We start from the raw sequence: 12,059 nt of genomic DNA, 5'->3' as shown, positions 1-12,059 counted from the left end.
CCTTGAGGCCCTTGAGGACCAGTAGCGCCAGTAGCACCAGCTGGCCCCGTAGGTCCAGTAGGTCCTTGAATGAATGAAGCGGAATTAACTAAAGCAGTTTGTAATGCTGCTATTAATTTAAGAAGCTCTTGAAGTGTGCAAGGGTCGATTCGGAATAATTTTGTAATGTATAGTAAATAATTAATTAGATTCTGAAGCTCGATAAATACAGCGCTTGCTACGAAGGTTGGATTTTTTAATATAGTTATTAAATTTTTAATAATAGCTAACCCTTGTGCTTTCAGGGAGGAAGTAGCGTCTAGTGAACAAATAAATTTACTTAGTAGGTTCAATGTATCGATTAGATCTTCAATATTTTGAGGAGATGGATTTGCGAAAAGTTTTGGAATTATTTTTGTTAAATCGATAATAATCGCGCGGAATGTTCTAAGTTGTGCCTTAGTAACTGGGATTGATGGAGTATTTGGGATTCGTCCGGCGCTACTTGGAAAGCATGGTTTGGAGAATTTGTTCTGACTGTCGTTATAATGAGACATTAAATCTCTCCTTTCTCATGAGGATATGAACGAAACTCATCATAGTAGATGCAAAAATTAGTTAAATGGTCATAGTAAAATCGTTTGTTTAAAGAAAAAATAGAAAAAACGCCTTAGGATAAGGCGTTTTTTCTATTTTCTGCGTACTGATAATATCGTTTGAGTGAAACTTTTGATTTAAATCCAACTAATTTTATAATTTCTGATTCTGGAGTTTCTTTTTTTATTAAGTTTAAAATATAGGTGTTACGAAAGTGTTGTCCTGAGATTCCTTTACGTAAATTAGCTCTAGATACTTCAAGGCGAATCATTTTTTGGATAGCGATTTCTGTTAATCCCTTTGGTGCATCATTTTCGTATACCCATCTGTATGTTCCGCGATTAAAATCAAATGCAATAAATAATGGGTCATTACTATGGTATTTTGGACGAACGGGCTCTGGGATGCTTTTGTAATAAGTATATAGTTGTTTTTTGTCTTCGCTATTTAATGTAATTGTTCTTTCTATCCCTGCGGTCGCTGAGATAGATAATCTGTTCGTTTCAAAGTGGACGTGCTGCATGGTTAATGCTGTAAGTTCCTGTAAGGATAATCCGTAGTCGATTAATAAGTTTAAAATAGCGATATTGCGATCCATTAGTAAAGGGCGCACAGGACGTTGTTTTTCTGAAAGTCCTTCTAATGAAGTGACTATATGCTTTAATCTTTTTTCTTCATCAGATGAAATGAAATCCTCATTACGAAGTGTGCGGTCTGGTTGAATAGAAATTTCCATGTTCTTTAATGGATTAGGGATGTTTAGAAAGTGATGCATTCTATTTAATACAATAAATACACGATGCATCGTTTTCTCTGAGTAATGTCGATTCTTTTTTAAATCGGAAAAGTAATCTTCATAGTCTTTTGTACAAAGTGTAGCCCATATATTACTGGAAGGGAGCTTTTTGTTTTTTTCTAACCAATGTCCGAAATCTTCAATGTCATAAACATAACGTTTAATGGTTGAAGGTTTGCGGCCTTTATTCAATAAAAAAATAGAAAAGGCTTGTATTGTATCATGGAATTCCGTTGTCTCCATAGTCCCACCACCTTCATTATTTCTTATATTATAGCAAACTTTTCTGAAAATAGTCATTTGCAAGGGAGACGGGAATAATAATATTTGGTGAGTGGATAAAGTGAAACTTTAATCAGGGGGTATTTGTCTATCCCCTTTGATTATTAGTTGAACCAATCGGGCATTTACAGGCAGTTATCTTTCGTCTAACTTCCTCGCGTTTGCTGAATTTTGAGGTGGGAGTCTTATTGCCTGTTCATGCAGGATAAAATGAGGTGATTGTATGGAACAATCGATGCGAAAGAAAAATAATAATCAAATTAACATTGTGTTAAATCATCGAAAGAAAATTTCTTTACCGGCTGCGGAAAATAAAACGGTAATTTCAAGTGAAACTACTACGAAACATGAGATGCTGCAAAGAATTGAAGAAGAGATGGGAAAGCTCGTTGGAATGGATGATATAAAAAAGATAATAAAAGAAATATATGCTTGGATTTATGTGAATAAAAAAAGACAAGAAATAGGGTTGAAGTCTGAGAAACAAGTACTCCATATGCTATTTAAGGGAAATCCGGGTACAGGGAAGACAACTGTTGCTAGAATGATAGGGAAATTGTTGTTTGAGATGAATATTCTATCAAAAGGGCATTTAGTTGAAGCTGAACGTGCGGATCTTGTAGGGGAATACATCGGTCATACAGCTCAAAAAACAAGAGATTTAATAAAAAAAGCAATGGGAGGTATTTTGTTTATTGATGAGGCGTATTCATTAGCGCGAGGGGGAGAGAAAGATTTTGGGAAAGAAGCAATTGATACGCTCGTAAAACACATGGAAGATAAACAACATGGTTTTGTATTAATTTTAGCCGGATATTCAAGAGAGATGAATCACTTTCTTTCGTTAAATCCAGGGCTGCAATCCCGTTTTCCATTTATAATTGAATTCGCGGATTACTCAGTAAATCAGCTGTTAGAAATTGGGAAGAGGATGTATGAAGAGCGTGAATACCAGTTATCGAAAGAGGCTGAATGGAAATTTAGGGATCATTTACATGCTGTAAAGTACTCGTCGCAAATTACATCGTTTAGTAATGGACGATATGTACGGAATATTGTTGAAAAATCGATTCGTACACAGGCTATGCGCTTGTTGCAAGGGGATACGTATGATAAATATGATTTAATTGGGATATCAAGTAGCGATTTGATGCTTGAAGAGGAGACGCACAGTACGTAAACTGTGCGTCTGTTTTTTCTTTATAAGTGCTTGTACTATTTTTTTGCTTTTTCTTGATAAGATTTATGGAAGCGCTCCATTTTAGCGCTTTTTTCGTGTGCAGAATTAGGATCATGTCCAATTTGATCTACTGAGCTTTTTTGAGCACCTTTATTAACATGGTTTGTCATTTATATTCACCTCGCTTTGAGGATTAGTATAAACATTATGTAAAGAAAAACTCGTTAGAAAAGAAAAACCTCTTTACGATCTGTAAAGAGGTTGGATTGCTATTTATGCACTGAACGTTCGTTTGTGTCGATACGTCTATGTGGTAAATGCCATTTGTAATGAATAGAAACCATGCGGAAGCAAACAATTAAAATGAATAAGGTGTATAAAGCCCAATCACTAACAATAATTTGAGCGCCGATTAAGAAACCTGCTAGAATCGTCCAAAAAGCATATACTTCAGCTCGAAGGACGAGAGGTTTTCTACGGGCTAAAAGATCGCGGATAATACCGCCGCCAATGCCAGTTAAAACAGCTGCTACGATTGTAGCGCTAATTGGTAAATTTAATTTCTGGGCATATAATGCTCCTTGTACGGCAAATGCTGATAAGCCGATAGCATCAGTGATGTTTTCCCACTTTTTCCAGTGTCTAATTAATTTATTTGGAAAAAGAAAAATAATTGTCATTGATAAAAGTGCGATTTGGAATAACATGTCTTGTTGCCAAAACGCGACAATCGGATAACCGATTAATAAATTACGAAGGGCACCTCCCCCAAATGCGGTCGCCATTCCTAAAATATACACCCCGAAAATATCATAATCCTCTTCCATTGCAACAATGGCCCCGCTTAGTGCGAAAGCAATTGTGCCTATGATGCTAAAAATCTCCCATGCCATGAATTTTCTCCCCCGCTAACTAGATGAAATGTGCTTCCTCTGCTATTATATTAGAAGGTTTAAATTTCGAAAAGGATGAGTGAACATATTTGATGGAAGAAAAAGAAAAAGTCATATTAGTGGGCTGTCAATTGCCGCAAGAAGATGATGAAAAATTTATGCATTCCATGAAAGAGCTTGCATCGCTAGCGAAGACTGCGCGAGCAGAATTGTTAGTGTCTACAACGCAAAAACGACCGAAGTTTCATCCGGCGACGTATATAGGTAAAGGTAAATTAGAAGAGCTTACAATGTTAACTGAAGAATTAGAACCGGATGTTATTGTATTTAATAACGAATTAACGCCGAGTCAAATTCGGAATTTATCCTCAGTATTAGATGCGAGGGTAATTGATCGAACGCAACTCATATTAGATATTTTTGCGCAACGTGCGAAGTCGAGGGAAGGTAAGCTTCAAGTAGAGTTAGCTCAGTTGCAATATACAATGCCGCGTCTTATGGGGCAAGGGTTGTCTTTGTCACGTCTTGGTGGTGGTATTGGGACAAGGGGACCAGGTGAGACGAAACTTGAGACGGATCGACGTCATATTCGATCACGTATTGATGAAATAAAGAAACAACTTGCAGTTGTTGTGGAGCATCGAAAAAGATATCGTGAGAGAAGAAAAGATAATAAAGTATTTCAAGTTTCGTTAATAGGATATACGAATGCGGGGAAATCTACGCTGTTTAATAGATTAACGGAAGCTGATACATTTGAAGAAAACTTGTTGTTTGCAACGCTAGATCCGACAACAAGGAAGATGCCATTACCTTCTGGTTATACAGTATTACTAACTGATACGGTTGGTTTTATACAGGATTTGCCCACGTCATTAATTGCGGCTTTTCGTTCGACATTAGAAGAAGCTGGTGAAGCGGATGTTATTTTACATGTAGTTGATTCTGCAGATCCTAACTATATAGGGCATGAGAAAACTGTAAAGCAATTATTGTCAGAACTTGAAATTAATCATATTCCTATTATTACGTTATATAATAAAAAAGATGAATTACATCAAAATTTTATTCCGTTTCCGAAAAATGACTTCTTAATGACTAGTGCTTTTGAAGAAAATGATTTATTACATATAAAAGAAGCGATAGAAACGACAATGAAGGAAGAAATGAATTGTTATCAAGTGGAAATTCCTCCGAGTGAAGGTAAGTTGTTAACGTTATTGAAGACGGAAACACTTTTAACAAAGATGGAGTTTTTAGAAGATAAATTTGTATATGATTGCGTAGGGTATATTTTTGCTCATTCATCGCTTAATGTGCAATTAAAGAGATTTTTAGTGGAAGAAGGAGAAAATTAAAATGTTTGATCGTTTGAAAAATGGAGAAAAAATTGCTCCAATCGTAAAAGAAGTAGAAAGCCAAATTACAGAAGTACATAAACGTGCGGATGAAGTAATTGAAAGTAATCAGTTTCGTGTATTAGAAAGTTTTCGCAAACATAAAATTAGCGATTCGCATTTTATTCCGACGACAGGTTACGGTTATGATGATATTGGCCGTGATACGTTAGAAAAAGTGTATGCGGATGTATTTGGAGCGGAAGCTGGTCTTGTTCGTCCACAAATTATTTCAGGTACTCACGCTATTTCTACAGCGTTATTCGGTATTTTGCGTCCAGGAGATGAGTTATTGTACATCACTGGCAAGCCGTATGATACGTTAGAAGAAATCGTTGGTGTACGCGGAAAAGGTGTAGGTTCATTTAAAGAATATAATATTGGTTATAATGCAGTTCCGCTTACTGAAGAGGGGCTTGTTGATTTTGGAGCTGTTGCGGCTGCAATTCATAGTAATACGAAGATGATTGGTATTCAGCGCTCAAAAGGCTACGCTACTCGTCCGTCATTTACTATTTCTCAAATTGAAGAGATGATAGCGTTTGTTAAAGAAATTAAACCAGATGTTGTTGTATTTGTAGATAATTGTTATGGCGAGTTTATTGAAGAGCAAGAGCCATGTCATGTTGGTGCAGATTTAATGGCAGGTTCGCTTATTAAGAACCCTGGTGGTGGAATTGTTAAAACTGGTGGTTATATCGTTGGTAAAGAACAGTATGTTGAAGCGTGTGCATATCGTTTAACATCTCCAGGAATTGGTGCGGAAGCGGGGGCATCTTTATACAGTCTGCAAGAAATGTATCAAGGTTTCTTCTTAGCGCCGCATGTAGCGGGACAAGCACTAAAAGGTGCGATTTTTACAGCTGCATTTTTAGAGAAGTTAGGAATGAATACATCACCAGCATGGAATGCGCCACGAACAGATTTAATTCAGTCTGTTCAATTTGATGATAAAGATCGTATGATTGCATTCTGCCAAGCGATTCAATATGCATCTCCGATTAATTCTCACTTCACTCCATATGCCAACTATATGCCGGGTTATGAAGATGATGTAATTATGGCTGCGGGAACGTTTATTCAAGGTGCAAGTATTGAATTGTCAGCTGATGGTCCAATTCGTCCGCCTTATGTTGCTTACGTGCAAGGTGGGTTAACTTATTCACATGTAAAAATTGCGATTTGTTCTGCAATTGATGCATTAATTGAAAAAGAATTATTAACAATTTCTTAAGGGGAAGCTGTCGATTTCGACAGCTTTTTTCTTGTGAAAGTAATGATTTATTTCATTAGAAAAAAGAATGAAAAAATTTATAAAAAATCATGTAAGAAAAGCTAACATCTATTGACACTAAACATAACATGGTATAAAATGAGAAGCAGTTAAGGCGAAGGAGGAACTGAAACAATGAAAGAAGATAGACGTTCTGCCCCGCTGTTTCCTATTGGTATTGTTATGGATTTAACACAATTATCTGCACGTCAAATTCGCTACTATGAAGAGCATAATCTTGTTTCTCCAACCCGTACAAAGGGGAATCGTAGATTATTTTCATTTAACGATGTAGATAAGTTGTTAGAGATTAAAGATTTATTAGATCAAGGCTTGAATATGGCTGGTATTAAACAAGTGTTACTAATGAAAGAAAATCAAACAGAAACAGTGAAAGTAAAAGAAGAAACGAAAGAAATTTCAAAAACTGAGCTTCGCAAAATACTTCGAGATGAACTACAACATACAGGTAGATTTAATCGAACTTCATTGCGACAAGGGGATATTTCAAGGTTTTTTCACTAAAGAGAACTGATTCTGAAGGTGTTTAGAGGGACTAAGGAGGAATTTATAATGGCTAGGTACACAAAAGAAGATATTTTCCGTTTGGCGGAAGAAGAGAATGTAAAGTATATCCGTTTACAATTTACAGACCTTTTAGGAGTAATTAAAAACGTAGAGATTCCAGTGAGACAATTAACGAAAGCTCTTGATAACAAAATGATGTTTGATGGATCTTCGATTGAAGGTTTCGTACGTATTGAAGAATCTGATATGTATTTATATCCTGACTTAGATACTTGGGTAATTTTCCCATGGACTGCTGAAAAAGGTAAAGTTGCACGTCTAATTTGTGACATTTACAATGCAGATGGCACTCCATTTGATGGAGACCCACGTAACAACTTAAAACGTGTGTTAAAAGAAATGGAAGCTTTAGGATTCTCAGATTTCAATCTTGGACCAGAGCCAGAATTCTTCCTATTTAAAGTAGATGAAAAAGGAAATCCAACATTAGAATTAAACGATAACGGTGGATACTTCGACCTTGCGCCGATGGATCTAGGGGAAAACTGTCGTCGTGATATCGTTCTTGAACTAGAAGAGATGGGCTTTGAAATTGAAGCATCTCACCATGAGGTTGCTCCAGGGCAACACGAAATTGACTTTAAATATGCAAATGCAATTCGCTCATGTGATGACATTCAAACATTCAAACTTGTTGTAAAAACAATTGCTCGTAAACACGGTTTACACGCAACATTTATGCCGAAACCATTATACGGTGTGAACGGTTCAGGTATGCACTGTAACTTATCACTATTCAAAAATGGTGAGAACGTATTCTTCGATCAAAACGGTGACTTACAATTAAGTGATGATGCTCGTCACTTCATCGCAGGTATTTTAAAACACGCACCAGCATTTACAGCGATAGCAAATCCAACTGTAAACTCTTACAAACGTTTAGTACCTGGATACGAAGCTCCTTGTTACGTAGCATGGTCTGCACAAAACCGTAGCCCATTAGTACGTATCCCTGCATCTCGTGGTATTAGTACACGCGTAGAAGTACGTAGTGTTGACCCAGCTGCAAACCCATATTTAGTAATGGCTACATTATTAGCAGCAGGTCTTGATGGAATTAAAAACAAATTAACTCCACCAGCTGCAGTAGACCGTAACATCTATGTAATGACAAAAGAAGAGCGCGAAGAAGCAGGTATCGTTGACTTACCAGCAACATTAGCGCAAGCATTAGTTACATTACAATCTAATGAAGTAGTATGTGGTGCACTAGGAGAGCATTTACTTGAGCACTTCATCGAAGCGAAAGAGATTGAGTGGGACATCTTCCGTACGCAAGTTCACCAATGGGAACGCGATCAATATATGTCTCTATACTAAGAGAGAGAAAAGCCTTGATACTACGGTATCAGGGCTTTTTTTATTTATGGGCAAATAGAGGTTTGTGAAATGAACTGGATGGGTGCCCGCAAAAAAGTCATGTGGATTATTTAAAATGCGTGCTAGCTATGAATGAAAATGTAAAAGTTGAAATATGAAGTGGGTGTATTTAATTCGAAAATTAAGTATCGAAAAATATAGTACCTTGCAATGAATAATACTAAGTGGTATATTATGGATATAACGGGTACCGTGTATTGAACAGTACTGAAATGAGAAAGGGGGATTGACTTTGAACGTTCAGTTTAAAAAAGGTGTGTTAGAACTGTGTGTTTTGGCACTTGTGAAACGTAAAGATTGTTACGGTTATGAACTTGTTCAGCAAATCTCAAATAAATTTTTAATATCGGAAGGGTCAGTGTATCCATTATTACGTCGTTTAACGAAAGAAGGGTATTTTCAAACGTATTTGAAAGAATCTACGGAGGGGCCGCCTCGTAAATATTATCAACTAACTGAGCAAGGGGAAACACAACTGAATTTGTTAGTAACAGAGTGGCGTGATTTTGCAAAAGGCGTACAAGAAATTATTGAAGGGGTGGAGTGGGATGAGTAAAGAACAGTTCCTTAAAGAATTATCGAGTCATCTTAGAAAGTTACCGGAAGAAGAGAGGAAAGATATTTTATTTGATTATGAAGAGCATTTTCAGTTTGGGATAGAAGAAGGAAAAACTGAATCGGAAATAATAAAAGGCCTTGGCTCTCCGAAAGTAATTGCGAAAGACTTACTTGCTTTATATCGCTTTGATGAAATGAAAAAGGACCCATCTACTTCGAATATAACAAGGGCTGTCATGGCAGCGATTGGACTTAGTTTGTTTAATTTCATTATTGTATTAGGACCGTTAGTTGCCATTATCGCTTTTATATTTTCTTTTTGGGTTGGTGGGATTGCTAGTGTAGTGACACCATTTTTTGTTATTGCAAAAGTATTTATGGGTACTTTTATATGGTTGGATGTATTCGTTAGTATAACGTTTGTTGGAGTAGGTTTGTTGTTATGTATTATCGCTTATTATAGTACGAAGTGGTTTAAAAAGTTATGCGTACGTTATGTGTTATGGAACTTCAAAATGATAAAAGGGGAGTAGATGATGAAAAAAATATTGTTAGTAGCAATTGCTTGTATCATTATTGGAGTAATAGGGATTTCGCAAACATATGAAAAAGCAGTACAAACTGCAGAAAAAGGAAACAAAGAAGATGTTATTAAAAACGAAACATTAAAAAATATAGAAGTTAAGTTAGACGCTGGGGATATTGTTGTCCAAAAATCTCCCGACTCTTCTTTTTATGTAAAGTACACAGGAGATGCACGTAAACAAGAGGTTCGTATTGCCGAAGATGGTGACACATTAAAAATTATTGGGGAAAGAGAAAAAGGTGCTTCATTTGATTTTTCTTTTTACGATTTTAGGTTTCAAACTTCTACAATAACTCTCCTCGTGCCTGAACGTTCTTACCAAGAGATAAAAGTCAATTCATCCGCTGGACAAATAGAGATAAGTGATGTGAAAAGTGAGCGTGTAAGTGTTGGGACACTGGCTGGAGAAGTAGATTTGAAACATGTCACAGCTAAGAGTGTGGAGGGATCTACAAAAGCTGGTGAGGTGAACTTTAAAAAAGTAATAGGGAAAGTAACGGCGAAGTCGGCTAGTGGGGAAGTGCATATTATGGATCATGATCCTAAATATGATGTAGAGGCAAGCTCAACTGCTGGTGATGTAGATATAACTTTATTGGAAAAACCACAAGATGCAGTTATAACGGGGCAAAGTGCTGCTGGCGACGTGATGATTTTTAATGAAGAAAATAAAAATATAACGATTGGCAATGGTAGTAAAAAGATTAGTGGTAAAACAGCTGCTGGCGATGTGACGATTGAAACTCGTTCGTAAGAAATAGAATGTATGAAAATCTATCAAAATACAAAAAAGAAGATAATTACCGTATATAAATAAGGTAATTATCTTCTTTTATTATTCTTAATGTAAATCACGATATACGCCAATTACTTTTCCGATAACTGACACTTGTTTTAAAATGATAGGTTCTAATGAAGAGTTTTCCGGTTGTAGACGGAAATGGTCTTTTTCTTTATAGAAACGTTTAACAGTCGCTTCGTTATCTTCTGTTAAAGCGACTACAATTTCACCGTTGTATGCAGATTGTTGTTGGCGAACAACAACTAAATCCCCATCAAAAATACCAGCTTCAATCATACTATCTCCAGAAATACGTAGCATAAACACTTGGTCTGCTCCAGCAACAATGCTAGCTGGAAGTGGGAAGTGATCTTCTACACTTTCAACTGCTGTAATCGGTAATCCAGCAGTAACTTTTCCGATGATTGGAACTTGAATAACAGATTGTGTTTCTGTATCCATTCGATCGTCACCTAAAATTTCAATTGCTCGTGGTTTTGTTGGATCGCGTCGAATATATCCTTTTTCTTCTAGTCGTGATAAATGTCCGTGCACTGTAGAACTAGAAGCGAGGCCGACTGCTTGACCAATTTCACGTACGGAAGGTGGATATCCTTTTTCTTGTACTTTTAGCTTAATAAAGTCGAGAATGTCTTGCTGGCGTTTCGTTAACTTTTCCATGTTTTCTAACACCTCGTTTTCTTTCATTTTTCTTATTAATAAGTATAACATGCGAAAAAACATTCTACAAACATAAGTTCGAACAAAAGGCAAATTTATGTTACACTGGAGGGAAATAATAGTGAGAAAGAGGGGGTCATAATGAATGCAATTATTTATGTGCGTGTGAGTACAACGAAAGAAGCGCAAGAAACGTCATTATTACGTCAAAAAGATGAATTGTTGCATTTAGCTGAGCGCTATCAAATGAATGTTGCTAAGGTAATTGAAGAACAGGCTAGTGGGTATACGATTGAACGTGACGGTATATTAGAAGTGCTAGATACAATTCGAGATGAACAAATTGATGTGCTACTCATACAAGATGAAACGCGCCTTGGTAGGGGGAATGCAAAGATTGCATTAATGCACTGTTTACATAAAGAGGGAATAAAGGTATACACGCATACGCATAATGGAGAATTACAATTATCGGATTCTGATTCGATGGTATTAGATATTATTGGTATTGTTGAAGAGTATCAAAGAAAGATTCATAACTTGAAAATTAAACGTGGTATGCAGCGTGCAGTAGAAAAAGGTTATCGTCCAGAAAATAATTTGAAGAATCGTCATTTAAGTGTAGGACGAGAGAAGAAAGAAGTGCCAATTGAGGAAATTGTACGTTTACGCCGGAATGAATTAACTTTTGAAGAAATTGCAGCAACACTTCGTGGTTTTGGTCATGATGTTTCAAAAGCAACTGTACATCGAAGATATGTAGAATATACAAAGCAATTGCTTGATAAAGAGGACTAACTATTGTATGATAATAATCAGTTTTGAGTAAAAGGGGGATTCGAGATGCAAAGTCACGAACTCATTGAACGCATTAACTTCTTAGCGAAAAAAGCAAAAGCTGAAGGTTTAACTGAAGAAGAACAACGTGAGCGCCAATCGCTACGTGAACAATATTTAAAAGGATTTCGTCAAAATATGTTAAACGAACTTAAAGGAATTAAAGTTGTTAACGAAGAAGGTACTGATGTTACGCCGGCGAAATTAAAAGCTTTAAAAAAGCAAGATAATGCAAAATTAAACTAAAAGAT

The 12,059-nt window shown here is 36.3% G+C and carries 15 protein-coding genes; 10 read left to right on the top strand and 5 right to left on the bottom strand.

The genetic code is table 11. The features are described from left to right. Both MR113_RS19250 and MR113_RS19245 read right to left on the bottom strand, forming a co-directional pair. Nucleotides 1-536 (bottom strand): collagen-like protein (locus tag MR113_RS19250; protein WP_242256244.1); only part of this gene is annotated, 536 nt, incomplete at its 3' end. 113 nt (nt 537-649) lie between these two features. Further along, nucleotides 650-1,615, bottom strand: coding sequence for a tyrosine-type recombinase/integrase (locus MR113_RS19245; RefSeq protein ID WP_242256242.1), 966 nt, complete (start codon nt 1,613-1,615; stop codon nt 650-652). Between the two features lie 262 nt (nt 1,616-1,877). On the opposite strand from MR113_RS19245, the gene spoVK reads away from it, so the two are divergent. Then, the gene (spoVK, locus tag MR113_RS19240; RefSeq protein ID WP_242256240.1) at nt 1,878-2,834 is read left to right on the top strand and encodes a stage V sporulation protein K; all 957 of its coding nucleotides are present in this window, start codon (nt 1,878-1,880) and stop codon (nt 2,832-2,834) included. Between the two features lie 35 nt (nt 2,835-2,869). On the opposite strand, the gene MR113_RS28390 is transcribed toward spoVK, so the two are convergent. Together MR113_RS28390 and MR113_RS19235 are read right to left on the bottom strand one after the other, a co-directional pair. After that, nucleotides 2,870-3,004: a hypothetical protein gene (locus MR113_RS28390; RefSeq protein ID WP_256943109.1), complete on the bottom strand. Its 135-nt coding sequence runs from the start codon at nt 3,002-3,004 to the stop codon at nt 2,870-2,872. Between the two features lie 99 nt (nt 3,005-3,103). Then, on the bottom strand, nt 3,104-3,727 hold the full coding sequence (locus MR113_RS19235) for a trimeric intracellular cation channel family protein (RefSeq protein ID WP_048544241.1): 624 nt from the start codon (nt 3,725-3,727) through the stop codon (nt 3,104-3,106). 92 nt (nt 3,728-3,819) lie between these two features. On the opposite strand from MR113_RS19235, the gene hflX reads away from it, so the two are divergent. From hflX to MR113_RS19200, 7 genes are all read left to right on the top strand, one after another. Further along, a complete protein-coding gene (hflX, locus tag MR113_RS19230) occupies nt 3,820-5,085 on the top strand; it encodes a GTPase HflX (RefSeq protein ID WP_242256238.1) in 1,266 nt (421 codons plus the stop codon). A gap of 1 nt (nt 5,086) precedes the next feature. After that, nucleotides 5,087-6,358 carry a methionine gamma-lyase family protein gene (locus MR113_RS19225; protein WP_242256236.1) on the top strand — a complete coding sequence of 424 codons (1,272 nt, stop codon included), beginning with the start codon at nt 5,087-5,089 and terminating at the stop codon, nt 6,356-6,358. A 174-nt stretch (nt 6,359-6,532) separates the two neighbouring features. Further along, complete coding sequence (gene glnR, locus MR113_RS19220) at nt 6,533-6,922, top strand: transcriptional repressor GlnR (protein WP_000656784.1); 390 nt, start codon at nt 6,533-6,535, stop codon at nt 6,920-6,922. 48 nt (nt 6,923-6,970) lie between these two features. Further along, a complete protein-coding gene (glnA, locus tag MR113_RS19215) occupies nt 6,971-8,305 on the top strand; it encodes a type I glutamate--ammonia ligase (protein WP_242256234.1) in 1,335 nt (444 codons plus the stop codon). A gap of 292 nt (nt 8,306-8,597) precedes the next feature. Then, nucleotides 8,598-8,921, top strand: coding sequence for a PadR family transcriptional regulator (locus tag MR113_RS19210; RefSeq protein WP_001102620.1), 324 nt, complete (start codon nt 8,598-8,600; stop codon nt 8,919-8,921). Then, entirely contained in the window at nt 8,914-9,456 is a 543-nt protein-coding gene (locus MR113_RS19205) for a DUF1700 domain-containing protein (protein WP_242256232.1), read from the top strand. Before MR113_RS19210 ends, MR113_RS19205 begins: the two co-directional genes overlap by 8 nt. Next, nucleotides 9,457-10,263, top strand: coding sequence for a DUF4097 family beta strand repeat-containing protein (locus MR113_RS19200; RefSeq protein WP_242256231.1), 807 nt, complete (start codon nt 9,457-9,459; stop codon nt 10,261-10,263). A gap of 87 nt (nt 10,264-10,350) precedes the next feature. Here the strand turns inward: MR113_RS19200 and lexA are convergent, their stop codons facing one another. Further along, complete coding sequence (gene lexA, locus MR113_RS19195; RefSeq protein ID WP_060631883.1) at nt 10,351-10,971, bottom strand: transcriptional repressor LexA; 621 nt, start codon at nt 10,969-10,971, stop codon at nt 10,351-10,353. 141 nt (nt 10,972-11,112) lie between these two features. On the opposite strand from lexA, the gene MR113_RS19190 reads away from it, so the two are divergent. Next, nucleotides 11,113-11,769, top strand: coding sequence for a YneB family resolvase-like protein (locus tag MR113_RS19190; RefSeq protein ID WP_242256229.1), 657 nt, complete (start codon nt 11,113-11,115; stop codon nt 11,767-11,769). Nucleotides 11,770-11,814: 45 nt separating this feature from the next. Then, the gene (locus MR113_RS19185) at nt 11,815-12,054 is read left to right on the top strand and encodes a DUF896 domain-containing protein (RefSeq protein ID WP_001190582.1); all 240 of its coding nucleotides are present in this window, start codon (nt 11,815-11,817) and stop codon (nt 12,052-12,054) included. Nucleotides 12,055-12,059 lie beyond the last annotated feature (5 nt).

Origin of the sequence: Bacillus cereus group sp. BfR-BA-01379 (assembly GCF_022663605.1) — a bacterium.
Lineage (GTDB): Bacteria > Bacillota > Bacilli > Bacillales > Bacillaceae_G > Bacillus_A > Bacillus_A mobilis.
The sequence above is the reverse complement of the archived record's forward strand: the minus strand, read 5'-3'. Positions and strand labels throughout refer to the sequence as shown.